Origin of the sequence: Collinsella sp. AM17-1 (assembly GCF_003470665.1) — a bacterium.
GTDB lineage: Bacteria > Actinomycetota > Coriobacteriia > Coriobacteriales > Coriobacteriaceae > Collinsella.
This window is the reverse complement of sequence record NZ_QRJZ01000004.1, coordinates 75,310-101,307: the sequence shown is the minus strand read 5'-3', so window position 1 is coordinate 101,307 and position 25,998 is coordinate 75,310. Positions and strand designations below refer to the sequence as shown.

Genomic DNA, 25,998 nt, shown 5'->3' with positions numbered 1-25,998 from the left:
CTACACACATCGTTGAGCGAATAGTTATGTTAGGAGCAGGAATGGAACAGAGGGTCCTCGGGGGAAGATACCTCCTCAAGGATAAGGTGGGGACAGGCGGCATGGCGACCGTCTACCGTGCACAGGACCAGGTCCTCGACCGCACGGTTGCCGTCAAGATCATGCTGCCGCAGTATGCTGGCGACGCAACCTTCGCCGCACGCTTTAAGCAGGAGGCCCAGGCAGCAGCCGGTCTCTCCTCCCCCTATATCGTGGGCGTCTACGATTGGGGCAAGGACGGCGACACCTATTACATCGTCATGGAGTACCTGCGCGGTACCGACCTTAAGAGCGGCATCAAGAGCCACGGCGCCCTCGACCCCAAGAAGGTCGCCCAGATCGGCTCGCAGATCAGCTCCGCGCTTTCGGTCGCTCACAAGCATGAGATCATCCACCGCGACATTAAGCCGCAGAACATCATGGTGCTGCCCGACGGCAACATCAAGGTAATGGACTTTGGCATCGCGCGCGCCAAGAACAGCCACCTCACGCAAGACAACAACGTGCTGGGAACCGCCCACTACGTCAGCCCCGAGCAGACCCGCGGTCAGGACCTCGGCCCCACCTCGGATATCTACTCGCTGGGCGTCGTGATGTACGAGTGCGCCACCGGCCGCGTTCCCTTTGACGGTGACGACGCTATCTCGGTCGCACTCAAGCAGGTCAACGAGCTGCCTATTCCGCCAAGCCAGATCAACTCCGGTGTCGACGCCGACCTTGAGCGCATCATCCTCAAGTGCATGGAGAAGGACCCGGCAAACCGCTTCCAGACCGCTGACGAGCTGCGTCAGGTGCTCAACAGCTACCTGTCGGGCCGTGCCGTCAACATCTCGGAGCCCACGCGCATCATCGGTGCCCCCGGTGAGCTGGGCGCCACCAAGACTCGCGAGCTTTCCGATCAGACGCGCGCCATGGTGCGTCCCGTCTCGGGCGTGAGCGGCCAGAATACCGCCCGTAGCTCGGTTTCGGGCTCCACCGGCTCCTACGAGGTCGAAAAGCCCAAATCCAACAAGAACAAGATTATCGCCGCCGTGGTGGCAGCTGTTGCCGTCATCGGCATCGTGGTGGCCTTTGCCACAGGACTCTTTGGCGGCGAGCAGGTCCCCGTGCCCGACGTGCTGGGCAAGGACCAGCAGACTGCCGTCGAGCTGATCAAGGAAGCCGGCCTCGAGGTCGGCACCATCGACCAAAGCTACAACGACGATGTCGACGAGGGCAAGGTCGCCGAGCAGACGCCCAACGGCCACACCAAGAAGGCCAAGGGCACCAAGGTGAACCTGGTGATCTCCAAGGGCCCCAAGCCCTCCGAGAAGGTTGAGGTTCCCCCGCTTGTCGGCCTGACCAAGGACCAGGCAGAAGCCGCGCTGGCAAGCGTTGGCCTGAAGGGCAACGCCTCCGAGGAGGCCAACGAGGCCGATGAGGGCCAGGTCTTTGAGCAGGGCACCGAAGCCGGTAAGGAAGTCGAGAAGGGCACGACCATCTCGTACAAGGTCTCGAGCGGCCCGGATACCACGTCCGTCCCCGACCTGACCGACATGACCGAGGCCCAGGCGCGCAATGCCCTCGATATGGCAGGCTTTGGCGTCGACGTGAGCTACCAGGAGAACGACTCGGTTACCGAGGGCACCGTGATCAGCTGGAACCCCAGCGGCAAGCAGAAGCCCGGCGCCACGATTACCGTCGTCATTGCCAAGAAGTCCGGCAAGGCCTCCGTCCCGGGCAACCTATACGGCAAGAGCATTTCCGCCGCCGTTACCGCGCTCAACAACGCCGGTTTCTATAACATCGCATTCTGCGATCAGAACGGCAACCCCGTGAGCGGCAACGAAAACGCCACCGTTACGGGCGTCTCCCCCACCGGCAAGCAGTCTACCGACAGCACGATTACGCTGACGGTCGCACTTTCTGGCTCGGGTTCGGGTTCGGGCTCGGGCACGGGCGACGATTCCGGTACGGCCAACTAGTCGCCACCCCACCACCCATTACGGCTCTCGCCGCAAACATATTCACTCACAGGCGCCCGCTTGCTCCCCCAGCAAGCGGGCGCTTCGTTTTTGACATGGCATCAACCAGAAGAGCCCGGCACCGTGGCGGTGTACCGGGCTCGATCAATCTCTGGTGCCCCCGGGCGAATTCAACCCCCCCCCCGCGGGGAAATGAGTGACGCGGGCGCCGACGGTCCGAATCCGCCGGCAGCTCCCACAAACCAGAAACGGCGCCGCTCTCGCGACGCCGTCATAATCTTCTGGTGCCCCCGGGCGGATTCGAACCGTCGGCACCCGCTTTAGGAGAGCGGTGCTCTATCCCCTGAGCTACGGAGGCATGTTGTATTAGTGTAGCAGATTTGCGCCACTACCATGCAGCGCATAACCGCTCTTCGAGATGGTCATCTGCGACGTTCTTTAATGACTAGTCGTTTAAGAACGTCCCCAATGACAACCCAACGACTACTTGCCTTTGTGGAAAAGGTTTTTGATAACGGAGGGGATGCTCTTGGCGCCCTTGGCCGTCACATCGATAAAGTCGGGCGAACGAACGAGCTTGTCCTCGTCAATGTACTTACGCACCGCGCGAAGCGTTTCCTTGTCATTGCGCGTCGAAAACGTAAAGTGGCCATTCTCTTTGGTAAAGATGGCAAAACGCGTAATCTTCTTGGTGCCGCGCAAAACCTCGGCGGCAATATAGTCGACCTCGTCCCACGGGATTTGGATATAATCCTCGGGATTACGCTCGTTATAGTACTCAAACGCCTTATTGCCCACCATCACGTTACCGTGACTGGTAAGCCCCATCAGGCAGGTTGCCGGCGTTGCCAGATCGACCGTGCTGTTCTGAGATTGCGCCATACGCGCCTCGCCCTCCAATAAAAACAATCGGACCGCATCCAGTGTACCCACCGGGTGCGGTCCGTTTCAATGGCTCAAAAGCCCTTGCCTAGCAACTCTCGGTCTTAAGCCGAAGCGTGCTTACATGAAGCCGCAGACGCGACCGATGATGCCGACGGCGAAGAGAGCCAGGATGATGACGATCGGGCTGACCTTCTTCTTGAGGAGCTTGCAGACCAGAAGGGTCAGGCACACGGCGGCAAGGCCGGGGATGAGCTGATCGAGGTTGGCCTGAAGCGTGGTGACCTTCACCGGGTCGAGTGCGTTGGCACCGACAGAGCTGTACATCGTCAATGCCTGCTTGATGCCCTCAGAACCGGCGGGCAGGTTGGCCCAGTCGATATAGGCGCCAGCGGACTGCGTGACCTTGGAGACGACCGGGGTGAAGGAGATGGACACCCAGCGCTCGACCAGGGCGCCGATGATGAACATACCCAGGATGGAAGCACCCTCGGTGACCTTGCCCATCAGACCGCCGGAGAGGTCCTTGGCGATGGAGGAGCCGACCTTGTAGCCAAACTCCTGCGTGTACCACAGGAAGGCGTAACGGATGATGTTCCACGCGAAGAAGAACAGCAGCGGACCGGCGATGCTGCCGGACAGGGCCAGGGAAGCGCCCAGTGCACCCAGAATCGGGCGAAGGGTGAACCAGAAGGCGGGGTCGCCGACGCCGGCGAGCGGGCCCATCATACCGACCTTGACGCCCTGAATGGCGACGTCGTCAATCGGAGCACCGTTGGCGCGCTCCTCCTCGAGGGCGAGGGTAACGCCAATGACGGGGGCGGAAACATAGGGGTGGGTGTTATAGAACTCCAGGTGGCGCTTAAGAGCGGCAATCTGGTCATCCTTGCTGGTGTAGAGCTTCTTGATCGCAGGGATCATTGCGAAGCACCAGCCGCCGTTCTGCATACGCTCGTAGTTCCACGAGCCCTGAAGGAACTGATGACGGAAGCAAACCTTCTTACGGTCAGCCTTGGTGAGCTGAATCTTGTTCTCTGCCATATGTATCACTCCCCTCCTACTCGTAATCGTTCAGAATGTCGCCGAGCGGGTCACCGGAGCCACCGCCCATGCCGCCACCCTGCTTGGCCAGATCCTTAAGGCCAAGGTAGATGAGGGCAAGGGAGATGCCGATGAGGCCAAGGGCGATCAGCGTGAGCTGAGGGATGGCAGCAAGGACAAAGCCGAGGATGAAGAACGGCCAGGTCTCCTTGGTGGCCATCATGTTGATGACCATGGCGTAACCGACGGAAGCGACCATGCCACCGCCGACAGCCATGCCGCCGGACAGCCAATCGGGCATAGCGTTAAGCGCGTTGGTAACGGCCTCGGCCGGGATGATGCACAGAAGTACTGCCGGGATGGCGATACGAACACCCTGCATGAGGATGCCGGCGTACTGCCAACGCTCGATGCCGGCGAAGTCGCCCTTCTCGGCGCAGGCGTCCATGCCGTGAACCATAGCGGTAGCCAGGGTACGGCAGATCATGGTCAGGAACAGACCAGCGACCGACAGCGGGACGGCGACGGCGATGGCGGCGGTAACGGCCTTGGCCGAATCGGTGGCGCCACCGTTGAGGGCGAGCACCATGATGATCGAAGAAGCGACCGAGGCCAGAGCGGCGTCAGGCGCGACGGCGGCGCCGACGTTAGCCCAGCCAAGGGCCATCATCTGGAGCGAACCGCCCAGGAGGATGCCCTCCTGAAGGTGACCGGTTACGAGACCGATAAGCGTGCATGCCACGAGCGGCTGATGGAACTGGAACTCATCCAGAATGCCTTCCATACCGGCAAGCAACGCGACAATCGCAACAAGCAGAATAGTGATTGCAGACATGTATCGGACCCTCCTTTACTATGCTTGAGCGGCCAGTTCGGCCTTAGCTTTCTTCAACATGGCGTCGAGATCCTCGGAGGAATCCGAAGGAACCTTGCGGACCTCGAACTTGACGCCCTTGGCCTTGAGAGCCTCGATGGTCTTGACATCGTCATCGCCCATAGCGACAGCGTTGGTGACGACGACCTTGCCCTTGGAGTGGGCCATGGAACCGATGTTGGCTTCCTTGATGTCGACGCCGGCCTCGATGGCCCTGAGCAGATCCTGCGGGTTCTCGAACAGCAGCATCGCCTTGGTGTCGCCAAAGCGCGTGTCCTTGACGACCTCGGCCATCTTCTTGATGGGCACGACGTTGGCGTGGACTCCCGGAGGGGCAGCCTGCTCGATCATGGTCTTGCGGAGCTCGTCGTGAGCAACGCCGTCGGAAACCACGATGATGCGGTTGGGGTTGATCTGCTTGGTCCACGTGGTGGCCACCTGACCATGCAGCAGACGCGTGTCGATACGGACGTGGGCGATCTTGATGTGCCCATCGCCGATGACCGTTCCCGGAGGAATGGCACCCGCAGGAGCAGCGGCGGCCGCAGCCGGCTTCTTCTCCTCGGGCTCCAGAGACTCGGGCTTGACGCGCACGCCGGCCTTAGCCTCAGTCACGAGATGTTTTGCGATCGCATGTGCAGTGTTCTTTGCGTCAAAGCGCTGCGAATATGCCTCGATGAGCATAGGCAGGTTGACACCGGTGACGATAGCCCAGGAATCATGGCCCTCGATGAGACCGCTGATCTGGTTGAAGGGCGTGCCGCCCCACAGATCAACGAGGAAGAGCACCTGCTCCTGGTCCTCGAAGGAAGCGACTGCTTCCTCGACCTTGGCTCGGAAGTCGTCGGGGCCCATGCTCGGCTCGAGCGAGACCACGGCTACAGACGGCTGATCGCCAAAGACCATCGAGCCCGTCTGCTTGATTCCAGCCGCCAAGTCACCATGGCTAGCAAGAACAATACTTACCATCACATAACCTCCTTTTTGTCTACGTAATTCCTACACGACAGTTATGGAGTATAGCTGCAAATACAGCAGAATTGTTTGAAAAACTGCAAAAGGTAGCATTATTTGTTTAAACGTCTTAATTTGTTACAAGTTGATTACATTCCAGCATCATTGGCTGATCTGCCGCTGATAACTGATACCCAACCAATACTTACACGACGGATATGCGCATGCTATCATTATTACCGCTTTTAAACAGATGCAAACGTGCTGAGACTGAGGCTATTTCGTTTAAACAGCTATGCCTTGACTAATGGCGAGCGATATGCTCTAGCAAAGTAGTTATTGGGGACGTTCTTAAATGGCTAGTCATTGGGGACGTTCTTTTTCGACTAGTCGTTTAAGAACGTCCCCAATGTCTAAGTTAGGCGATGTGGAGGGGGTTGGCGGCGTCGACGGCATCGGGGGCGTCGGAGAGGTCGCCAGGAGCAGCGTCTGCCGGGTCCTCGTCGGGGGTCTCGATCTGCTTGATCATGACCTCCTGGCCCTGCAGCAGGTATGTCTCGCCGCTGCCGCAATGGGGGCAGGTCTTGCCGTGCTCGACCGTCGCGTAGTCGCGGCCGCACGCCTCGCAATGCGTCACGGCCTCGACGGGCTCCACGATAAGCTCCGCGCCCTGCGCGATGGGCTTTTTATCTGCCGCCCAGCGCCAAGCGTCAAGCAGCAGATCGGGAACGACGCCCGAGACCTCGCCCAGCAGCAGCGTCACGCTCGAAACGCGACGCACGCCATTGGCGCGCGCCACATTCTCGACATCACGAATGATGTGATAAACAATCCCGAGCTCGTGCACTTTTAATTCCTTCCGCCGTTCTACCGAACGGCGGTCGGCTTGACGCTGCGCGAGCCCCAGACGGGCGATCTGCCTTTCAATCGTCGGGCATGGGCAAAAGCCCTATGCCCTCCTCTTTCAAGGCACCTCGCCACGCCTGGGACTCGCTCGCTGTCCAACCGCTCTCTGCGCCGTTCTCCTGCTTGTTGCGTTTCTTACTTCTTCCCGAATTTGATCTTAATGGCGCGCTTGAGCGCGTACTTGCCCAGGCTTGGGAGCTTTTGCTCGTATTTGACCATCGTTGAGCACTCGGGGCGGTCGCGATCCAGATGGATGGCGTCGAACGCGCACTTGGTGGTGCACAGACCGCAGCCAATACACTTGTTGGGGTCGACGATCGAGGCGCCGCAGCCCAGGCAGCGAGCGGTCTCGGCGCGCACCTGTTCCTCGGTAAAGGTCTCGACGTACTCGCTAAACGGCGCGGCCTTCTCGCGTTCGCGGTCCACATGCGCAACCTCGCGGCTCGCGTTGTCGTAGCTTTCGATCACGGCATCGTCGCGGTCAAGCGCGGTGTAGCGGCGCTGGTTGCGGCCGATGGTGAGCGTGGAGCCCGGCTGCACAAAGCGATGGATGGACACCGCGGCCTCGTGACCGGCGGCAATGGCATCGATGGCAAAGCTGGGGCCAGTGTAGACGTCGCCGCCCACAAAGATGTCGGGCTCGGCGGTCTGGTACGTCTGCGGATCGGCAAGGGCACCCTGGCCGCGGCCAAGCTCCACCTTGGAGCCAGCCAGCAGGTCGCCCCACACAATGGACTGGCCAATCGACATGACGACGCGGTCGGCATCGACACGACGCAGGTCGTTCTCGTCGTACTCGGGCGCAAAACGGCCCTCGTCGTCAAAGACGCGCGTGCAGCGCTTGAAGGTGATGCCGCACACACGACCGGTCTCGTCCAGGTGAACCTCCTTGGGACCCCAGCCGCAGCTGATGTGAGCACCATCCTCGATGGCCTCGCGACGCTCCTCCTCGCTGGCGGGCATCTGAGCCTCGCTCTCCAGGCAGAACATCTCAACGTGCTCGGAACCCAGACGGCAGGCGTTGCGGGCGACATCGATAGCCACGTTGCCGCCGCCCACCACAATGGTGCGGCCGGGCAGCGCGTCGATCTTGCCACTGTTGACCTCGCGCAAAAAGTCGACAGCCACCGTCACATCCTCGGCATCCTCGCCCGGAATGCCGGCAAGGCGTCCGCCCTGGCAGCCGATGGCAACATAGAAGGCCTTAAAGCCCTGCTCGCGCAGCTCGTCGAGCGTCACATCGCGGCCGACCTCCACGCCATAGCGGAACTCGGCACCCATCAGGCGAATAACCTCGACCTCGGCCTCGATAACATCCTTCTGCAGCTTAAAGCTGGGAATGCCGTAGGTGAGCATGCCGCCCGGGCGTTCATTTTTCTCGAACACGACGGGCTTGTAGCCCTTCTCGGCCAGGTAGAAAGCGCAGGACAGGCCAGCCGGACCGGCACCGATGATGGCGACCTTCTGGTCGAAGCCGCCGGCACGCGTCGGGGTCACCACAGGTGGGACATAGCGGGTCGCGGCATCCAGATCGCGCTGGGCGATAAACTTCTTGACTTCGTCGATAGCCACGGCGGCGTCCACACGACCGCGAGTGCAGGCATCCTCACAGCGGCGATTGCACACACGGCCGCAGATAGCGGGCAGCGGGTTCTCGCGCTTAATGAGTGCTAGGGCCTCGTCATAGCGACCCTGCGCCGCGAGCTTCAGATAGCCCTGAACGGCAACGTGCGCGGGGCAGGCCGTCTTGCAGGGCGCGGTGCCGGACTCATGCGTCTCGATGCGGTTATCGTTGCGGTAGTTGGGCGACCACTTGGTGTGGTCCCACTTGGTGGCATCGGGCAGCTCCTGGCGCGGATACTCGGGCACGCGGCCGCCGGCTTTTTTGCTGCAGAGCTTCTGGCCCAGTTTGGCGGCGCCGGCCGGACACACCTCAACGCAGCGACCGCAGGCCACGCACTTGTCTTTCTCGACCTTGGCGACATAGGCTGAGCGCGACAGGTTGGGCGTGTTGAACAGCTGCGAAGTGCGCAGGGCGTAGCACACGTTGACGTTGCAGTTGCAGATGGCGAAGATTTTGTTCTCACCGTCGATGTTGGTGATCTGGTGCACAAAGCCGTTGTCCTCGGCCTGGCGCAGGATGTCGTAGACCTCCTCGCGCGTCACATAATGGCCGCGGTCGGTCTCGACCACGTAGTCGGCCATATCGCCCACGGCGATGCACCAATCGGCCGGGTCGTCGGCGCAGCCCTCTCCCATCACGCGACGGCTCGCGCGGCAGCTGCAGGTGCTAGCGGCATATTTGCCATCGTATTTGTCGAGCCAATGCTCGATATGCTCGATCGGCACCGAGGTGCTCGCGGCATCGATGGCCTTCTCGACCGGAATGACATGCATGCCGATGCCGGCACCGCCGGGCGGCACCATCGGCGTGGCCTTGGACAGCGGTCCCTTGGACGCCTGCTCAAAGAACTTGGCATAGACCGGATGCTCCTCGAGCTGACCCATGCGCATGTTGAGGAACTCGGCAGAACCCGGCACCAGCATGGGCAGCACCCACTGCTTGGCGCGCTCGGGGTTTTCCCAGTTGTACTCGAGCAGACCCGTGTAGCTCATGTCGTCGAGCATCTTCTCGATATCGGCTTCGGGCATGCCGGTGAGCTTGACCATCTCGGGCAGCGTATAGGGACGGCGCATCTTCATCTTGCAGAGCACTTCGGCCTGCTCGTCGGTTGCGGCCTCGGCAAACGACCAGTACTCGTAGCCCAGCAGCTCGTCGCGATGCAGCAGACGGTTGGTGCAGTGCTCGCACAGCTTGACGATTGCCTCGCGCGGATGCTCCGGCAGCGGCGGCACAAACTCCGCGCCGATATCGGGCTCGGTGTAACTAATCCCCGGTCCGTTGAGAATCATGGTTGTCCCTTCTCTTGCCGCAGCCCGACGAGGCCGCAGCGCCCCTCTTTTTTTGCAGGCCGGGCATGCCCCCATGCCGTTCACCCGCCATTGTTGACATTGTGTCAAAAATAGTATTGACGAACCGTCAACAATATTCAAGACTGTTAGGCGAACGGTCAGGCAAAAGAGGATGAAAGGCGGCAAAACATGGGCAACAACGCAGCAGGTACCTCTGTGGTCGATGCCGTCCCCGCATCCGATAGCGCGGCAAAGCGCTTGACGGGCGACGAACGCCGTCGCGAGATTCTCGATGCCGTGCGCACCGTAAGCTCCGAGCTGGGCGTGTCCCACCTATCGGTATCGGCTGTGACCAAGCGAGCCGGCTGCACGCGTTCATTGTTCTACCACTACTTTGCCGATATGGACGCCGCCGTCACCGCTGTCATGGACGAGGCGATCGACGGCTTCATTACCGAGCTCGAGCAGTGGAATGCCAGCCGCACGGTTGGCGACATCGAGGGGGCGCTCGACACCGTCGCCCCGCTCTTTAAGCGCCTGGTCGCCAGCGGCCACGAACTGCCGAGCACCCTGACCTCCAGCAGCGGCGCGCTCTACGGCGGCTTTTTGCACAACGTGGTCCAACGCGTGGCGCAGTATATCTGCGACACCACCGTGGTGGATTTTGTCGCCCATCATGAGCTACGCATCGACCATGTCTACGAGACGTTCTACACCCTCATCATGGGGTTGTTGATGTATATCCGCACGCACCCCGATGTGCCCGACGAGACGGTCAAGGAAATCATCGCCTCGACACTCCACATCGAGGGCTATACCGCCAAGTATCCGGAGCGCAAGCCCCAGAACTGACGACATTTGGTCAAACTGCCCGCGATCGGAAGAGGGGCCGCGGGCTTGTGAAAGGAGAGCAGCATGCTGTTCGATGTTTGGGGTAGCGATACCCTTATCCACTGGGCCGGCTGGGCCATGGTCTTTATCGGCCTGATCGTGCTCAACGAGGTCGGCCGCCGCACCAAGCTCGGCGCGGCCATCATCTTTGGCGTGGCTCCGCTGGCCATGACCATCTACTGCGTCGCCATCGCCGTCGGCGTTTCGCAGGGTGCCGAGTGGGCGCTCACCAACCCCACCCATGTGTACCAGAACAGCTGGTTCCACTACGCCAAGGTCTACGCGGCGTTGGCCGGTTGCTGGGGCTTCATCGCCATTAAGTATCAGTGGGGCAAGATCGGCAAGGCGCACTGGTTCCGCGCGTGGCCGTTTGTGATCGTCGCCATCAACATCATGATCGCCGTCGTGTCCGACTTTGAGAGCGCCTATCACTTCTTTGTCCTGGGCGAGTCCACCTGGGTCACCTCCGAAGGTGCTACGCAGCTGGCCGGCTGGAACAACGTGTTCAACGGCATCGCCGGTATCATCAACATCTTCTGCATGACCGGTTGGTGGAGCGTCTACGCCTCCGAGGATCAGACCGACATGCTGTGGCCCGACATGACCTGGGTCTACATCATCGCCTACGATATCTGGAACTTCTGCTACACCTACAACTGCCTGCCCACCCACTCCTGGTTCTGCGGCTTTGCGCTGCTGCTGGCGCCCACCGTCGCCGCCTTTATCTGGAACAAGGGCGGCTGGATCCAGAACCGCGCCTTTACGCTTGCTATTTGGTGCATGTTTGCCCAGGTGTTCCCGTACTTCCAGGAGGAGTCCATCTTTGTGACCCACTCCACGCTCGACCCCGGCGCCGCTACCGCGGTCTCGATCGCCGCACTGGTCGCCAACGTCGCCGCGATCATCTACATCGCCTACCGCGCCAAGAAGCTCGGCCGCAATCCCTACAAGCAGGATGTCTTTGAGGGCACCAGCGATTGGGAGAAGGCTACCGCTCGCCGTGCCAAGGTTGATTACGCGCACGCCGAGTAACGTGCCTGACGCAAACATCGTTTGAGCACGAAGCGGCGTAGCCGGCTCCGCGCAACTCAACGCATTGCAGAGCCCCTCGGAATGTGATTCGTTCGCGTTCCGGGGGCTTTTTGCTGCCGCGAGGATGCGGCTGAACGATGTGCTCGGGTTAAATCGGATCTTATATTTCGCATTCGCTTTATATGGCTCCATTTTTGGGTACAGTGTTGAGCCGATATTGCATTGGGGGATATATGAGCGATGAGACGTATGGCCGCGAGGATGCGGCCCAGGATGCGGAAGCATGTGCCGAAGCCCTGGAGAGCCTTGACCGGATCGCGCTAGACGAGCTCTCGTTTAGCGATTCGGTCGTCGACGCGCAAGACGAGGTGCACGAAGACACTGAGGACGAAGGCGGCGACGCCAAAGACGCTCCTGACGAAGCCGAAGAGGACGATAGCGAGGCCGACGACCAGCCCGAATCCGACACGGGCGAGGAAACCGTCTTGCTCGACAGCTTGCCGGCCGAGGATTCGCTGACCCGCGAGCTTCCTGGCCTGGGTTCCGCACCAGCCGTGGACGAGACCATCGCCATGGGCGATATTCCCCTACCGTCCGTTCCCTCGGCACGCGAGGCCGAGGTTCGTCATCGCAAGATGTCGCCCAAGCGCCGCAATCTGATGGTCGCCGGTATCGTGGCCGCCGCGCTCGTCGCCGGCGGTGCAGGCTATGCTGCCTGGAACGGATATCAGCAAGAGCAGGCTGCCGCTGTCGCCGCCAATGCCCACACGATGATGTCGGTGCAGATTGGCGTGCATGCCGCGGGCCTCGACTGTTCCACCAGCTCTAAGATTCCCGTACAGGTGAGCGGTCAGGACGCTGATGGCTCATCCGTGAGCGAAACGCTCTATGTTGACGAGCACGGCCGTGGCATCAAACTGCTACCCGGTGACTACACGCTCTCCATTGCCGCCTCCCCCATCGCGTCCGACGGCACCGTCTATACCGTGCCGACCACCAAGGCGCAGGTCACGATCAAGAGCGACGGACAGGACCTAAGCAGCCAGGCCGCCTTTAAGCTTAAGGTGCCTTCGGCCGACACGGTAACCGACGACCAGATCGATGCCGCCGCCAAATATGCCGAGGAGGGAGGCGCGAGCTCCGCCGCCACCGCCAAGGTGCTCCAGCAGGCGGCAACCGCGCGGCGCGACGCCGCCGTCAATGCCGTGAGCGCGCAAAAGGCACAGGCGGCCCGTGATGCCGACGCCCGTCACAAGGCAACCGACCTCTACCAGCTCGATATCCCCGTCGAATGGTACGGCAAGGTCGAGACTTGGCAAAATGGCAGCACGCTATGCATCTATCTTGCCGGCGACAGCGATACGCCGATTGTGACGCTCGTCGCGGTGCGCGAGGGCGAGAGCTTTACGCCCGATGAGGGCGATACGGTTTTGGGTGCGGCCAATCTAGGCAACGGTTATACCGTCTACGCCAGCGGCCCCGTCTATCCGTACGTGGTGCCCCAGACCATCAACGGACGGACGCAGAATCCCGTGTCGACCTACCCCATGGACACGGCCATTGAGCTTGTCGAGCTTACGACCGGCAACCGCTACACCTATAGCCAAATCAAGAACGTACTGGTCGGCAAAGACGGCAAAGCCGACGCCGCGACCAAACTCGAGACCGACTACCTCGCCCAGATTCTCCTGCCGAGCATCAAGGCCCAGGACTAGCGGACCATGACACCTGAGTCCTGGCCTCGCAAATCCATAGACGATTAGGAAAGGAGCCACTTCCATGCGGGCACAGCATGTACCACGCCGTGTTTGCATGGAATATCGGCCTGCTCATCCATGGTAACGATTGCCGACTCGCCAAGATCAAACTGGGCCATCGCGGCATCGAGCGCGGCAATTTCGCGCTCGCGCGTTTTCTCGCTTGTCATATCCACACTTACCTGAATCAGGCCGTAAGCCTGCATGAGCAGTGCATCCCCAGCCACAAAGTCCACCTCATGGCTTTTATTCTTATCTTTAATCAGCAGGCGGCAAACCGAACCGGGCCGCACGGCGGGGGTCCTTCTTCTGAGCGCATTGAACACCGCGGTCTCGAGCCTCTGACCCTGATCCAATGCCGATGCGGGGGAGAACGCTCCGAACATCGCAGGATCGACGGCGTAGACCTTAGACGCAGACCGCGTATTATTTGCAAGCGAACGCGTGAACTCCGGCACCGAAAACAGCAGGTAGGCGTCCTCGTAATACTCAAGTAAGTCGCTGAGCGTATTTCGACTGACGGGTATCTGCCTGCTCTTGAACTCGTTGTACACCTTGTTCACCGACAGTTCTCGTCCCGAAGATGCCATACACCGCGTCAGAAACAGTGAGGCCAAACGAGGGCTCTTGACGTCGTAACGCTCCACAACGTCCATAGCGACCGTTCGCGACGCATATTCCTGTAGCAGCTGAATCGCATCCGCAGGCGTCTGCTCAAGAGTCGCGATAAATCCCCCTCGTTCAAGATATCCGATCAGATGATGTCGAAGCAGTGCTGCATCGCTCGATGAAAAGGGTGCATCCGGCTCAGGAACGCTCCCCGTCTTATATCGGACGTATTCCGAAAAACTCAACGGAAACAGCTCTCGCACAAGAGAGCGGCCCCTGAACTCGCTCTTAAGTTCCGAGGACAGCATCTTAGAAGAAGATCCCGTCACGTAAACGGTCGCCTTCTCCGTATCGACCACGCGTCGCAGAAACGCACCCCATTCGGGTATTTCTTGGATCTCGTCAAAGAAAAGGTAGGCGCCCTCGCCTCGAGCAGCAGGATATAGTGCATAGAATGTATCGAGCACGTCCGCTAGTAGCGATGGCTCATACGGACGCAAGCGCTCATCCTCAAAATTGAAATATAGCATCCGGTCAAGCTCGACGCCTTGGCCCTGAAGCCGCCGCATCTCCTGATACAGGCGACACGTCTTTCCACAACGACGGGCGCCCACAATCACATATACGATGTTGTCGCGCTTTGGCTCCTGCGGGTTGCCCAGATCAAGGTCGCGCTCAAAGACCTGCGGAATCCCCTGTTGCTCAAAGTCCTTTATTTTTTGAGCCACCAAGTCGTTGAATGCCATAATTCTCCAATCTTGCTCTCCTGCTAATCAAGATTATAACGATTCTTGATTAGCAGGAGAGCAAGATTATGCGTATCTTGATTAATGGATAAGCAAGTTTTCTATTAGTGGCCCCTCCCGGAGGATATCGAGCGGCCGAGGGGGGGCAGGCATGAACGCCTCTAGCCGAAAACAAAGTAGCTAAAAAGCTCCGTCCCAAATGAGCTACTTAACGCCAGGGGTCAGCTTCGAAGAGGGGCTCGCGCTCGGGGCGACGATCGCTATAAGGATCGTAGCCGTCGTCATCCTCGTTCTCGGCACGGATGTAGGGGTCGCGCGGCTTGGGTGCCGGCTTAGGCGCAGGCTTGGGTGCGGCATCGGTCGTCGACGTGTTCGTCTTGTTCTTGTCTATCATCTGCATATCTCCTTGCCGTGCAATCGTGTTCAACATCATCGATTGTCGCACGAAAAAGGGCGGCGGACCCCATTGGATCCGCCGCCCTTGGCGTTTAGAGACGGCTGGCAGATTTTAAGGCATGTCCCATAAATCTACTCGGCGTCGGGGACCTCGTAGGTGGCCGCCGGCGTGTTGTCGCACACGACGGTAAAGCCGCCGTCCTTGTCGGCATCGACCGTCACCTGATCGCCCTCGCGCACCGTGCCGTCGATGATGGCGGCGGCGATGGCGTCCACGACCTCGCGCTGGACCAGGCGCTTGAGCGGACGGGCACCGAACACGGGGTCCAGGCCACCCACGGCGAGCATCTGCTTGGCCGCCGGGGTGATGGCAAGCGTCATGCGCTCCTTGGCCAGGCGTGCGCGAACGTCGGCAAGCTGGATGTCGACGATCTTTTCGATTTGCGCCATGCCGAGCGGATGGAACACCACGATATCGTCGATACGGTTGAGGAACTCGGGGCGGAAGGTCTGAGACATGGCGGCGTCGACCTGATGGCGCATCTCCTCCTCGTCCTTGCCGGAAAGCTCGGCGATGGCCTTGGAGCCCACGTTGGACGTCATGATGATAATCGTGTTCTTGAAGGACACCTGGCGACCCTGGCCATCGGTCAGACGGCCGTCATCAAGCACCTGCAACAGCACGTTGAAGACATCCGGATGAGCCTTCTCCATCTCGTCGAGCAAGATTACGGAGTACGGACGACGGCGCACGGCCTCGGTGAGCTGGCCGCCCTCGTCGTAGCCCACGTATCCCGGAGGCGCACCGATCAGACGCTGGACGCTGAACTTCTCCATATACTCGGACATGTCGATACGCACGAGCGCGCGCTCGTCATCGAACAGGCACTCGGCCAGCGCCTTGGCGAGCTCGGTCTTGCCTACGCCGGTAGGGCCCAGGAAGAAGAAGCTGCCGATGGGCTTGTCTGGATCGGAGAGGCCCGCACGGCTGCGGCGCACGGCCGCGGCCACAGCGGACACGGCCTCGTCCTGACCGATGACGCGCTTATGCAGCTCGCCCTCCAGGCCCTTGAGCTTGTCGAGCTCGCCCTGCATCATCTTGGACACGGGCACGCCGGTCCAGGCACTTACGACCTCGGCAATCTCGTCGGAGGTCACCTGCTCGTTGAGGCCCTCGCCGTCCTGCTCCTTTTGTGCCTCGAGCGCAGCCTCGGACTCCTGAATCTGCTGCTGCAGGCCCGGAATCACGGAGAAGCGCAGCTCGGACGCACGACCCAGGTCGCCGTTGCGCGCCGCGCGCTCCTCCTCACTCTTGGCCTCATCGAGCTGGCTTTTCAGCTCCCGCACATGGTCGATGGCGTTCTTTTGGTTGAGCCAGCCGGCCTTTTGCACGTTGAGCTTTTCCTGGACCTCGGCGATCTCTTGGCGCAGCGCCTCCAGACGCTCCTTGGAGGCGTCGTCGGTCTCCTTCATGAGTGCCTGCTCCTCGATCTGCAGCTGGGTGAGCTGACGCGTGGTAGCGTCGATCTCGACCGGCATGCTGTCGAGCTCCATGCGCAGGCGGCTTGCGGCCTCGTCGACCAGGTCGATGGCCTTGTCGGGCAGGAAGCGGTCGGCGATGTAGCGATCGGAGAGGTCGGCGGCGGCCACGAGCGCGCTATCGGTGATATGCACGCCGTGGAAGATCTCGTACTTCTCCTTGAGGCCACGCAAGATCGAGATGGTGTCCTCGACGGTAGGCTCGCTCACCATAACGGTCTGGAAACGACGGGCGAGCGCCGCATCCTTCTCGATGTACTTACGGTACTCGTCGAGCGTGGTCGCGCCGATCGCATGCAGGTCGCCACGGGCGAGCGCAGGCTTGAGGATGTTGCCGGCGTCCATGGAGCCCTCGGTGGCACCCGCGCCCACGATGGTGTGGAGCTCATCGATGAACAGGATGACCTTACCCTCGGATTTTTGCACTTCCTTGAGCACGGCCTTCAAGCGGTCCTCGAACTCGCCGCGATACTTGGCGCCAGCGACCAGCGCGCTCATGTCGAGCTCGATGAGGTCGCGGTCGCGCAGGGTGCTCGGCACGTCGCCGGCCACGATACGCTGGGCGATGCCCTCGACGATGGCGGTTTTACCGACGCCCGGCTCGCCGATGAGCACGGGGTTGTTCTTGGTGCGGCGGGACAGGACCTGGATGGTACGACGGATCTCGTCGGTACGGCCGATGACCGGGTCGAGTTTGCCGGCGCGGGCAAGGTCGCAGATATTGCGGCCGTACTGCTCCAGCGCCTCAAACTGGGTCTTGTCCTCGGCAGACGTCACGCGGTCATCGCCACGCAGCTCCTCGTAAACCTGCTCGATGCGCTCCTTGGTCACGCCGGCGTCACGCAGAACGCGGCCGGCCTCGCCCTTGTCCTCGGCAAGCGCCATCAGCAGATGCTCGGTCACCACAAAGCTGTCGCCCATCTTGGTGGCCTTCTTCTCGGCCTTTTCGATGACGCGGACGAGCTCGTTGGAAAGACCCATCTGCTGGCCCTCGCCCGACACCTTGGGCGCATGGTCGATGGCATCCTGTGTGGAGCGTGCAAGCTGGGCCGGGTCGGCACCGATGCGCTCGATGATCACGGAGATATTGCGCTCGCCGGCGCCGAGCAGGGCGGACAGCAGGTGAATCGGCTCCACCGCGCCGGCCTGCGCATCGGCAGCCGTGCTCATGGCGGTCTGCAGCGCCTCGCGCGACGTCATTGCTAGCTTATCGATTCTCATGGAATCACCTCTCTTGGGGTGGCCGCCCTACGGGGCGGCTTCACGTTGTTCGAGAAGTATTGTTGCCAGCTTTGCGCGATCTTATACACAAATCTAAGTCTCTATATATAAGATTTTCTGAGTGATTGAAAGATAGGACTTGAGAGTGTCGGTCCGGCGCGACCGTGGAACCCAACTGTCTCAATCTGTAACATCTGGCAGCCCTTTTCGGTCCCAGGTGTTACAGATTGAGATGGAGCGCGGAGCCCCGCCCAAAAATCTCAATCTGTAACACCAGGCCCGCTTTTAACAGCCCAGCTGTTACAGATCGAGACAAACGGAACCACCACAAAGGGGACAGGCACCTTTGTGTTGGTCCACATCAACATCGAGCTCGCTCCTAATATCCGTTATTCCTGCTCGTATTGAGGTTAAAATGAACTGTGATTAAAGCATATTCATTTCTCTCGTTCTTGATAGCTCTTCGTCTCAAGGAGCAGATATGAAGTCGTCTTATTCTACTGCTCGCAACGTCATTGCCATTCTCGCCATACCCATCGTGATGCTCTTTCTTATCGTCGTCACACCCTTTTCCCTGGGTATCGCCTCGCCCTTCGATTTGTGCGGGATGGTCGACGCCGGCTCGCGTGCCACCTCGCTCTCCTTTATCTGCCGCGGTGTGCTCTACGAAGATGCAATTCCCACCGGGCTTTGGCGGTCAAAGCTGCCGCTGCTCGGTCAGGTCGACGGACGTTCTCCCTACTTCAACCTTGAACCTCAAGCGATGAACTATCTGATCGATGACCAACCCCTTGCCTCCATCACCCTCGCTTACGACTATGCTCCAAACACCGATGAGCGTCACATGAACCAAGTCCTCGACAAACTGCTTGAACAGTGCGGGCTCACCGATGAGGTCGGCCGAACCGTCGACAGCGACCAGAAATTAAAGCGAACAGAACTCCGCCGCATAGGAAAAATCAGAGAGCGAGGCAGAGCTGCCTACTGGCAGGCCTGGGCGATACGCGACAAAAGCGAATTTGGGCACAGCACCTATACGGTCACCGTCTTCACTAAAGATGGAATCAAGGACAATGTTGACGATTTCGCATCGTCCAAACTCGGCATCCCCAAAACGACCAAATCCGCCAGCCCGGACGAAATCCTGTAGAGGTTTTCATTGAAATGTTGCTCAGCCCGAACGGCGACATCGAGCTCGCTCCCCACCACCACAAAGGTGCCCGTCCCCTTTGTGGTGGTTTTCGGCGATCATTTCCGCCCTACGATGCAAGAAGCCGCCGCAGGAACCATCCCTGCGGCGGCTTCTTTGGGTTGGCAGGGACCAATCGCCGGCGTTGAAGGCCGTTTTTAGTCTCTGACGTTGGCTTTTGGCCCCTTCAAGCTATCCGACAAATATCAATATCTTGATAGGATTTCATTCGAGCTCTTAAGCAGATATTCGCGCAGCAATGGAATCGAGAACCTCACCATGCCACGTGAGGGCGCATCGATAACCTGTGCCTTGATAAGTTGCCGTCGTGTCGCTGTCAGGCTCGCAGGGGGCAAGGAGAGCCCCGCTGCGATCTCTTTGGTCGGCACATTCCCCTCATGCTTGGCCATGGCAATGAGGTACTCAATCGCGCGAAGCGGCAAATCGGCAAGGGCAACGTCGAGCACGGAGCCCTCAAACTCCCCATACGCATCTTCAATGCCCTTCTGGGCATCCTCAAGTGAAATCGACGCATCGCGGTCGGCATGCCTGCGCGCATTCGCGAATACGCGATAGCCCACGAGTTGCACGAGATACGCATATCCCCTCGTAGCACAAGCCGTCATTTCAAGCGCCTTGCCATCCAAGTGCAAACCGGCACCTTCCACGGTTGAAGCCATCGAATCCGAAACATCCGACAGCGGAATCGAGGCGAGCTCCTCAGCCTTAGCTCGTTGTAGAAATGTAAGGGCACGGCCGTTGATGAGGTCCATTACGCCCATGGTCAAGCCAGCAAATACAAACGCGATATTCTTGCGTTCGCGGATAAGGTGCTGCACGGCCGCTGCAACGAGCCGCACGTCATCAGCATCCGCATCCTGTATTTCATCGACCGTCACCAGCAGACCGGCACCATGTTGCGTTTCCCGCGACGCCACGCTCGTCAAGACGCCCCGCAACGTCTCAGGCCCGGTCAAGGACTTAGATACGCCCGCTTTCACCACACCAAGACTTGCTTCTAAATGAAGCTCGGTATTGTCCGAGGTGCGTGCGAGCTCATGTTGGATGGCGTCGACGATACTGCCCGCCGCAGTCACGTCAACCACGCGCCAACCATACGACTTCGCAATATCGCCGAGCTCTGTCAACAGCGCCGTCTTGCCCGACCCGCGCGGGCCGGTAATGCGCATGAGCCTTCCGGGGGCGCCCACGCCTTCTTCGATGCCGTCCCTAAAATCATCAATAACCCGCTCGCGTCCGATAAGGACCGGAGGTTCAGCGCCAGCGGTCGGCTTAAACGGGTTGATTATCGTGCGCTTCAATGTCCCCACCTTCCTACTGTCGTCGTTATCGTGATTATAGTATCAATAGTGCAAATAGTGAAAGTAGTGAGAATAGTTCAACTATTTAATCATGCGGCCGTTTCCCGCCGCTAACAACTAAAGGTGCCAACAGTCCGCGTTGGACTCTAACAGGAAAACATTTGGCCCCTCAAAAACCACCGCAAGGGGCCTTTGTGGTGGTTTTCGCTCCAACACACCCCGCTGTCTCAACCTGTAACATCCAGCGGCCCTTTTCGGTCCCAGGTGTTACAGATTTAGATGAAGCGATCGACGGCAACCGTTTGTCTCAATCTGTAACAACTACTCGGCAAATTGGGGTCCAGATGTTACAGATCGAGATTAACCGCGGAGCCCCGTCCGAAAATCTCAACCTGTAACACCAAACCCGCTTTTTGCAGCCCAGCTGTTACAGATTGAGACCAATGAAACCACCACAAAGGCGCCTGTCCCCTTTGTGGTGGTCCAGAGAAGAATCAGCCCCGATTAAAAGAGGCGGCATCAAGCCCAGTCTACGTTTGGCGATCCCAAATCGAAGCCCAATAGGGCCTTTTAGCCCCCCCCCATTTCGAACGATCGCTTTCTTTTGAATATTGTCGCAAGCTGATATCATTTATTTTAATGATTGCATATTGTAAGCGAGGTGCCCCACCGTGAAACGCTCCACCTATATCGGCCTACTCGTCTTAGCGTTTGCGATTACCGCAGTCGGCGTGGGCATTATCTATCTCGCATTTCTCCCCGCCTCTGCAACGCAGGCGGTGATTGAGACCGTAAGCTATCCCATCGAAATCCTCACCGATATCGTCAAACCCGATTCGATCACCGTCGATTTTGACGGTACGCCCGCAGCGCTTGGGGTCAGCAACTATCCCCGTATCGAACTTGGGGCCACGCGCTATACCAAAGATGAGCAGCTTATCGGTAAGGCAGCCAAGTTGCTCAAAGGCAAGACGTTTAAGCGGTGGTACGGCGCCGTAATATATCGAGTCAAGAATAGCCAAATGAATGGCGGGTATCATTCGACCCTTGAACTCGATGCAGCAAACGGGAGCAGACTGTGCAACGTCTCATACGACCCCGGCTATGTGGACAATGAAGGGCCGGGGGTCTATATCTCGGATGGCGACGTAATCTACGTCATGGAGGGCGACCAGACGGCAGTCGTCAGTTTTATGGATCAGTGTACCGAGGATGCCTACGAACAAACCTGCGAGCCCGATCCACAGACAGCGCGCGACAGCGGCTCAGCACGCACTTGGCTATTTGACGATGAGATAACCTGGACCCCATCGAAATAAGAACCCGCCGGACAGGCACCTTTGTGGTGGTTTTCGACAAAAAGAAGCCGCCCCATTAAGAGAAGCGGCTTCAAGCAAGTCTATTTTTGGCGTCCCTCAAGACCCAACGAGAGCGTCGCGGTAGCCCCGGCCACACCTTTCCCTCGGGCGACCCTCGCGAAGCGCGTGAGCACGAGGGAAAGGTGTGGCAGGGGCGTACAGCAGAGTTACTCGGCAGCGGCCTTGAACTTGTTGTAGTTGATCAGGCAGCCGGCCTTGACGATGGCACGCTCCTCTGCCGTCATGTCGGCAATGTAGAGCTCAATCTGCTCAACAGCACCGTCGGCGCGCACCACGTAGGCGGCGATGTTCTGCAGATCGCCATCGAGCGCGGCACGGATACCCGGCACGAAAACGTAATCGCCCACCTCAAAGTTGGGCTCGGCCTCCATCTGGAAGGGCACCATACCCCAGTTCATCACGTTGGAGCGATAGCGCTTGGTGGCGTACTCGTGGACGATGTTGGCCAGGCCGCCGATCACGCGCTGACAGCTCGCGGCCTGCTCGCGGGCAGAGCCGTCACCAGGCTTCTTGGCATAGAGCATGGAGCCGTACTCGGTCGCCTTGGCGTCGGCCGCGACACCCGCGCCGGCCAGCGCCTCAAACACGCCGGCAAGCTCGGCATCGAGCGCCGCCAGGTCGCCCGTGGCCTCGCCGGCCACGCGGCGCTTCTCCACGGCGTCGACCTCCTTGGAGCGACCCACGTATGCCGGGTCGCGGCGGCTCAGCGTAAACTCGGCCAGGCCCAGCGGGTTGGAGCGGAAGGAGCTCGTCTCGCCCGAGGGAATGAGCTCGTCGGTCGTGGTGACCGGGTCCATGATCTTGGAGCACACCTTGAGCAGGATGTCGTCGCCGAGCGGCTCCATCGCGGGCCACGGCTTGATGTTGGGGCCTTCGACCAGCTCGTCGGCAGGCTCCGCCTTGCCAAAGCCCCAGTACACGCGCTTTTTGTACGGCGCGTCGTCGAAGGTATACTCGCATGCCTCGTCCCAGGTGTCCTCGGGCAGGTCGGTCGCCGGCGTCAGAACGCCGCCGTTGGCTGCCGTCGCCGCGATGGAGCGGGCGTCCATCAGAGCCACGGCGCTCAGCTGGCCATTGCCCGGCTTGGAACCCTCGCGGTTGGGGAAGTTGCGCGTGGTGTGGCGGATCGAAAGGCCGTTGTTGGCGGGCGTGTCGCCGGCGCCAAAGCACGGGCCGCAGAACGCCGTGCGCACGATCGCGCCGGCCTCCATAAGGTCGTAGATATAGCCGCGACGCGTGAGCTCGAGCGCCACGGGCTGGCTCGTGGGATAGACCGACAGCGAGAACTCGCCGCAGCCGGTGTTGGCACCCTTGAGCACGCGGGCAGCCTGGACCACGGAATCGTAGTTGCCGCCCGAGCAGCCGGCGATAACGCCCTGCTGCACATGCAGCTTGCCGTCGACGATCTTGTCGAGCAGGCTAAAGTGCGTCTTGCCCTCGCCGATCTTGGCGGCCTCGAGCTCCACCTCGTGAAGGATGTCCTCGAGGTTCTCATTGAGCTCGTCGATCTCAAAGCCGTTGGAAGGATGGAACGGCAGGGCGATCATGGGCTTGATGCTCGACAGATCGACCTCGACGCAGCCGTCGTAGTAGGCGACATCGGCGGGCTTGAGCTCGCGGTAGTCGTCGCCGCGACCGTGCATGGTCAAAAACGCGTGCGTGTCCTCGTCGGTTGCCCAGATGGAGGAAAGGCAGGTGGTCTCGGTGGTCATGACGTCGACGCCGTTGCGGTAATCGGTCGTCATGCTCGCGATGCCGGGGCCCACGAACTCCATGACCTTGTTCTTGACATAGCCCTTGGCAAAGACGGCGCGGATAATGGCGAGTGCCACGTCGTGTGGGCCGACGCCGGGACGCGGGGCGCCCGTGAGGTAGATAGCCACGACACCGGGATAGGCGACATCGTAGGTGTCGCGCAGCAGCTGCTTTGCCAGCTCGCCACCGCCCTCGCCCACGGCCATGGTGCCCAGAGCGCCGTAGCGGGTGTGCGAGTCGGAGCCCAAGATCATCTTGCCGCAGCCGGCGAAGTTCTCACGCATAAAGGAGTGGATGACGGCGATATGCGGCGGGACGAAAATGCCGCCGTACTTCTTGGCAGCCGAGAGGCCAAAGACGTGATCGTCCTCGTTGATGGTGCCGCCCACGGCGCACAGCGAGTTATGGCAGTTGGTGAGCACGTAGGGCAGCGGGAACTGCTCCATGCCCGAGGCGCGCGCCGTCTGGATGATGCCGACAAAGGTGATGTCGTGGCTCGCCATGGCGTCGAAGCGAATCTTGAGTGCCTTGGGGTCTCCGGACGTATTGTGTGCCTGGAGGATTGAATACGCGATGGTGCCACGCTTGGCGTCCTCGGGCGTCTGCGTAATACCGCGCTCGGCAGCCTCGGCCGCAGGCACAACCTCGCTGCCGCCGCGCAGGTAGATGCCGTCCTCGTACAGCTTGACCATACTGTCTCCCACTCTGCCCAAAAGATTTGGGCGCATAGCATACATTCGTTCAATATCGTGCCATAGAACGGTTGCGAGCGGGTTACGAATCTGCACGTTCACTTTATCTCAGTAAAGCATAGGGCGAGCTTAGCGCAGGGTAGTCATTGGGGACGTTCTTAAACGACTAGTCAAACAAGAACGTCCCCAACGACTACTCATTTAAGTCTGTCCCCAATGACCAGAAAAGGAACGTCCCCAAGTGCCGAAATGACGAGAGTGGGTAATCTCCCACTTTGAGCCTGCACATAGGCCAAAAACGGGAGATTATCCACTCTCATTTTGGGGCACTCATTTAAGTACGTCCCCAATGAGTGCCCGGCAGCGCCGGCGGAGCTATACGTCGCCGCCCGTACCTAGCAGCTTGCGCATGACTTGCTCGGGGTTGACTGAGCCATCGCGCGGGGCCAGGGCGGTGATCTTCTTTTGCATCTTGTACTCGTGCAGCTCGTCCTCGAGCTGGCGCACGCGAGCGCGGAGCTTCTCGTTCTCGCGCTCGCGCTCCTCAGCACGCTCCTTCATATCGAGGATGCGCACCACGCCGGCGAGGTTGATGCCCTCGTCGGTCAGCTGGTTGATGAGTTCCAGACGCTCGATATCGGCACGCGAATACAGGCGCGTGTTACCGCCCGAGCGCTGAGGATTCACCAGGCCCTTGGACTCGTAGACGCGCAGAGTCTGCGGGTGCATGCCGGTCAGCTCGGCCGCCACGCTGATCATGTACAGCGGTTTGTTCCTATTGTCCTCGGCCATGCTACCTGACCCCTTTCCGTCTCGTTATCGTCCATCATAAGCCCGCGGGCGCGGGCGTGCGCCACGACCGCCCTAGTACGTCGCCTTGTAACGATTGACCTTCTCGCGATAGTCGCGTGTGTCGGCCTCGCGCAGCTTGGTCATGGCATCACGCTCGTCATCGGATAGATTTGTGGGGACCTGCACCTTGATCTCGACGAGCAGCGCACCCGTGCGGCCACGGTGCTTAACGTCGGGCGCGCCCATCTCCTTAAAGCGGAACTTCTTGCCCGTCTGGGTACCCGCGGGCACCTTCAGACGAACCGTCGCACCGCCGGGCGTCGGCACGTCCACCGTGCAGCCGAGCGCCGCCTCATAGACCGAGACCGGTACCTCCATGGTCACGTCGGCACCTTTACGCTTAAACAGCGGATGCTCCTCCACGTGCGTGGTCACGACCAGGTCGCCGCGCTCGCCGCCGGCAACGCCATACTCGCCGCGACGCTTGTAACGCAGCTTGCCTCCGTCGACCGCGCCCGCGGGCACCGAGACCGTAATGGTCTGCTGCTCGCCCGTCGAGGGAATGCGATAGGTGACCTTGTGCGTCACGCCGCGAAACGCGTCCTCGGCCGTCACGTCGACAGTCAGCGACAGGTCGCCGCCCTTGCGAGCACGGCTGCGGCCAGCGCCGGCACCGGCAGCGCCCGCAGCCCCGGCAAAGCCCGAGCCCCAATCGCTGCCCCAGGCGCCGTTGCCGCTAAAGATGCTGTCGAAGATATCGCCCCAGCCGCTGGCGCCCGCGCCGGCCCCGTAGCCGCCGCCATACGCGCCGCCCGCGCCCGGCATGCCGCCGAACATGAGCATCTGGTCGTACTCTTTGCGCTTCTTCTCATCCGAAAGCGTTTCGTAGGCCTCGCTGATCTCCTTGAACTTGGCCTCGTCGCCGCCGGCATCGGGGTGATATTTTTGCGCGAGCTTGCGAAACGCGCTCTTGATCTCTTTGTCGGAGGCGCTCTTGGATACGCCCAGGATGTCATAGAAGGTTTTGCCTGCAGCCATCGTAGCTCCTCTCCTGTTACGTCCGCCGCCCATGCAGACGACGGCTCACGCTTTCATATGGCACTAG

The 25,998-nt window shown here is 60.2% G+C and carries 19 protein-coding genes and 1 tRNA gene; 6 read left to right on the top strand and 14 right to left on the bottom strand.

Annotation, left to right across the window (positions count from 1 at the left end):
• Nucleotides 1-41 precede the first annotated feature (41 nt).
• On the top strand, nt 42-2,003 hold the full coding sequence (gene pknB, locus DW195_RS03520) for a Stk1 family PASTA domain-containing Ser/Thr kinase (protein ID WP_118205876.1): 1,962 nt from the start codon (nt 42-44) through the stop codon (nt 2,001-2,003).
• Nucleotides 2,004-2,285: 282 nt separating this feature from the next.
• On the opposite strand, the gene DW195_RS03515 is transcribed toward pknB, so the two are convergent.
• The 7 genes from DW195_RS03515 to DW195_RS03485 form a co-directional block, all read right to left on the bottom strand.
• Nucleotides 2,286-2,361 (bottom strand) — tRNA-Arg (locus tag DW195_RS03515).
• Nucleotides 2,362-2,486: 125 nt separating this feature from the next.
• On the bottom strand, nt 2,487-2,885 hold the full coding sequence (locus tag DW195_RS03510) for a DUF956 family protein (protein ID WP_117716162.1): 399 nt from the start codon (nt 2,883-2,885) through the stop codon (nt 2,487-2,489).
• Between the two features lie 120 nt (nt 2,886-3,005).
• Entirely contained in the window at nt 3,006-3,926 is a 921-nt protein-coding gene (locus DW195_RS03505) for a PTS system mannose/fructose/sorbose family transporter subunit IID (RefSeq protein ID WP_117564942.1), read from the bottom strand.
• A gap of 16 nt (nt 3,927-3,942) precedes the next feature.
• Entirely contained in the window at nt 3,943-4,761 is an 819-nt protein-coding gene (locus DW195_RS03500; protein WP_089573274.1) for a PTS mannose/fructose/sorbose transporter subunit IIC, read from the bottom strand.
• A gap of 18 nt (nt 4,762-4,779) precedes the next feature.
• Nucleotides 4,780-5,769: a PTS sugar transporter subunit IIB gene (locus tag DW195_RS03495; protein ID WP_117637934.1), complete on the bottom strand. Its 990-nt coding sequence runs from the start codon at nt 5,767-5,769 to the stop codon at nt 4,780-4,782.
• Between the two features lie 403 nt (nt 5,770-6,172).
• Nucleotides 6,173-6,601: a hydrogenase maturation nickel metallochaperone HypA gene (locus DW195_RS03490; protein WP_118205875.1), complete on the bottom strand. Its 429-nt coding sequence runs from the start codon at nt 6,599-6,601 to the stop codon at nt 6,173-6,175.
• A 194-nt stretch (nt 6,602-6,795) separates the two neighbouring features.
• Nucleotides 6,796-9,573 (bottom strand): FAD-dependent oxidoreductase, encoded by a 2,778-nt coding sequence (locus DW195_RS03485; RefSeq protein WP_199576301.1) that lies wholly within the window; start codon nt 9,571-9,573, stop codon nt 6,796-6,798.
• A gap of 189 nt (nt 9,574-9,762) precedes the next feature.
• Here DW195_RS03485 and DW195_RS03480 point away from each other — a divergent pair, with 189 nt between their 5' ends.
• The 3 genes from DW195_RS03480 to DW195_RS03470 all read left to right on the top strand — a co-directional run bounded on the left by DW195_RS03480 (nt 9,763) and on the right by DW195_RS03470 (nt 13,211).
• Nucleotides 9,763-10,425 carry a TetR/AcrR family transcriptional regulator gene (locus DW195_RS03480; protein WP_117800597.1) on the top strand — a complete coding sequence of 221 codons (663 nt, stop codon included), beginning with the start codon at nt 9,763-9,765 and terminating at the stop codon, nt 10,423-10,425.
• A gap of 63 nt (nt 10,426-10,488) precedes the next feature.
• On the top strand, nt 10,489-11,496 hold the full coding sequence (locus DW195_RS03475) for a DUF5692 family protein (RefSeq protein WP_118205874.1): 1,008 nt from the start codon (nt 10,489-10,491) through the stop codon (nt 11,494-11,496).
• Between the two features lie 233 nt (nt 11,497-11,729).
• Nucleotides 11,730-13,211: a hypothetical protein gene (locus DW195_RS03470; RefSeq protein ID WP_118205873.1), complete on the top strand. Its 1,482-nt coding sequence runs from the start codon at nt 11,730-11,732 to the stop codon at nt 13,209-13,211.
• A gap of 44 nt (nt 13,212-13,255) precedes the next feature.
• On the opposite strand, the gene DW195_RS03465 is transcribed toward DW195_RS03470, so the two are convergent.
• The 3 genes from DW195_RS03465 to clpB form a co-directional block, all read right to left on the bottom strand.
• Complete coding sequence (locus tag DW195_RS03465) at nt 13,256-14,608, bottom strand: ATP-binding protein (RefSeq protein ID WP_118205872.1); 1,353 nt, start codon at nt 14,606-14,608, stop codon at nt 13,256-13,258.
• Between the two features lie 208 nt (nt 14,609-14,816).
• Nucleotides 14,817-15,002: a hypothetical protein gene (locus DW195_RS03460; RefSeq protein ID WP_229057829.1), complete on the bottom strand. Its 186-nt coding sequence runs from the start codon at nt 15,000-15,002 to the stop codon at nt 14,817-14,819.
• A gap of 134 nt (nt 15,003-15,136) precedes the next feature.
• Nucleotides 15,137-17,764, bottom strand: a complete 2,628-nt coding sequence (clpB, locus tag DW195_RS03455) for an ATP-dependent chaperone ClpB (protein ID WP_118205871.1) — start codon at nt 17,762-17,764, stop codon at nt 15,137-15,139.
• Nucleotides 17,765-18,245: 481 nt separating this feature from the next.
• Here clpB and DW195_RS03450 point away from each other — a divergent pair, with 481 nt between their 5' ends.
• The gene (locus tag DW195_RS03450) at nt 18,246-18,914 is read left to right on the top strand and encodes a hypothetical protein (RefSeq protein WP_089573291.1); all 669 of its coding nucleotides are present in this window, start codon (nt 18,246-18,248) and stop codon (nt 18,912-18,914) included.
• A gap of 245 nt (nt 18,915-19,159) precedes the next feature.
• Here the strand turns inward: DW195_RS03450 and DW195_RS03445 are convergent, their stop codons facing one another.
• A complete protein-coding gene (locus tag DW195_RS03445) occupies nt 19,160-20,284 on the bottom strand; it encodes an ATP-binding protein (protein WP_089573292.1) in 1,125 nt (374 codons plus the stop codon).
• 662 nt (nt 20,285-20,946) lie between these two features.
• Here DW195_RS03445 and DW195_RS03440 point away from each other — a divergent pair.
• Nucleotides 20,947-21,594, top strand: a complete 648-nt coding sequence (locus DW195_RS03440; RefSeq protein ID WP_117767172.1) for a hypothetical protein — start codon at nt 20,947-20,949, stop codon at nt 21,592-21,594.
• Between the two features lie 206 nt (nt 21,595-21,800).
• Here DW195_RS03440 and DW195_RS03435 read toward each other — a convergent pair whose 3' ends face one another.
• The 3 genes from DW195_RS03435 to DW195_RS03425 form a co-directional block, all read right to left on the bottom strand.
• Nucleotides 21,801-24,101, bottom strand: a complete 2,301-nt coding sequence (locus DW195_RS03435; protein ID WP_118205870.1) for a hydratase — start codon at nt 24,099-24,101, stop codon at nt 21,801-21,803.
• A 375-nt stretch (nt 24,102-24,476) separates the two neighbouring features.
• Nucleotides 24,477-24,893 (bottom strand): heat shock protein transcriptional repressor HspR, encoded by a 417-nt coding sequence (locus DW195_RS03430; protein ID WP_117634482.1) that lies wholly within the window; start codon nt 24,891-24,893, stop codon nt 24,477-24,479.
• Between the two features lie 72 nt (nt 24,894-24,965).
• Complete coding sequence (locus DW195_RS03425; RefSeq protein ID WP_055285310.1) at nt 24,966-25,931, bottom strand: DnaJ C-terminal domain-containing protein; 966 nt, start codon at nt 25,929-25,931, stop codon at nt 24,966-24,968.
• Nucleotides 25,932-25,998 lie beyond the last annotated feature (67 nt).

Coding starts and splice junctions, on each gene's coding strand:
- pknB (WP_118205876.1), top strand. CDS start 42: ATGGAACAGAGGGTCCTCGGGGGAAGATACCTCCTCAAGGATAAGGTG.
- DW195_RS03510 (WP_117716162.1), bottom strand. CDS start 2,885: ATGGCGCAATCTCAGAACAGCACGGTCGATCTGGCAACGCCGGCAACC.
- DW195_RS03505 (WP_117564942.1), bottom strand. CDS start 3,926: ATGGCAGAGAACAAGATTCAGCTCACCAAGGCTGACCGTAAGAAGGTT.
- DW195_RS03500 (WP_089573274.1), bottom strand. CDS start 4,761: ATGTCTGCAATCACTATTCTGCTTGTTGCGATTGTCGCGTTGCTTGCC.
- DW195_RS03495 (WP_117637934.1), bottom strand. CDS start 5,769: ATGGTAAGTATTGTTCTTGCTAGCCATGGTGACTTGGCGGCTGGAATC.
- DW195_RS03485 (WP_199576301.1), bottom strand. CDS start 9,573: ATGATTCTCAACGGACCGGGGATTAGTTACACCGAGCCCGATATCGGC.
- DW195_RS03480 (WP_117800597.1), top strand. CDS start 9,763: ATGGGCAACAACGCAGCAGGTACCTCTGTGGTCGATGCCGTCCCCGCA.
- DW195_RS03475 (WP_118205874.1), top strand. CDS start 10,489: ATGCTGTTCGATGTTTGGGGTAGCGATACCCTTATCCACTGGGCCGGC.
- DW195_RS03470 (WP_118205873.1), top strand. CDS start 11,730: ATGAGCGATGAGACGTATGGCCGCGAGGATGCGGCCCAGGATGCGGAA.
- DW195_RS03465 (WP_118205872.1), bottom strand. CDS start 14,608: ATGGCATTCAACGACTTGGTGGCTCAAAAAATAAAGGACTTTGAGCAA.
- DW195_RS03460 (WP_229057829.1), bottom strand. CDS start 15,002: ATGATAGACAAGAACAAGACGAACACGTCGACGACCGATGCCGCACCC.
- clpB (WP_118205871.1), bottom strand. CDS start 17,764: ATGAGAATCGATAAGCTAGCAATGACGTCGCGCGAGGCGCTGCAGACC.
- DW195_RS03450 (WP_089573291.1), top strand. CDS start 18,246: ATGAAGTCGTCTTATTCTACTGCTCGCAACGTCATTGCCATTCTCGCC.
- DW195_RS03435 (WP_118205870.1), bottom strand. CDS start 24,101: ATGGTCAAGCTGTACGAGGACGGCATCTACCTGCGCGGCGGCAGCGAG.
- DW195_RS03430 (WP_117634482.1), bottom strand. CDS start 24,893: ATGGCCGAGGACAATAGGAACAAACCGCTGTACATGATCAGCGTGGCG.
- DW195_RS03425 (WP_055285310.1), bottom strand. CDS start 25,931: ATGGCTGCAGGCAAAACCTTCTATGACATCCTGGGCGTATCCAAGAGC.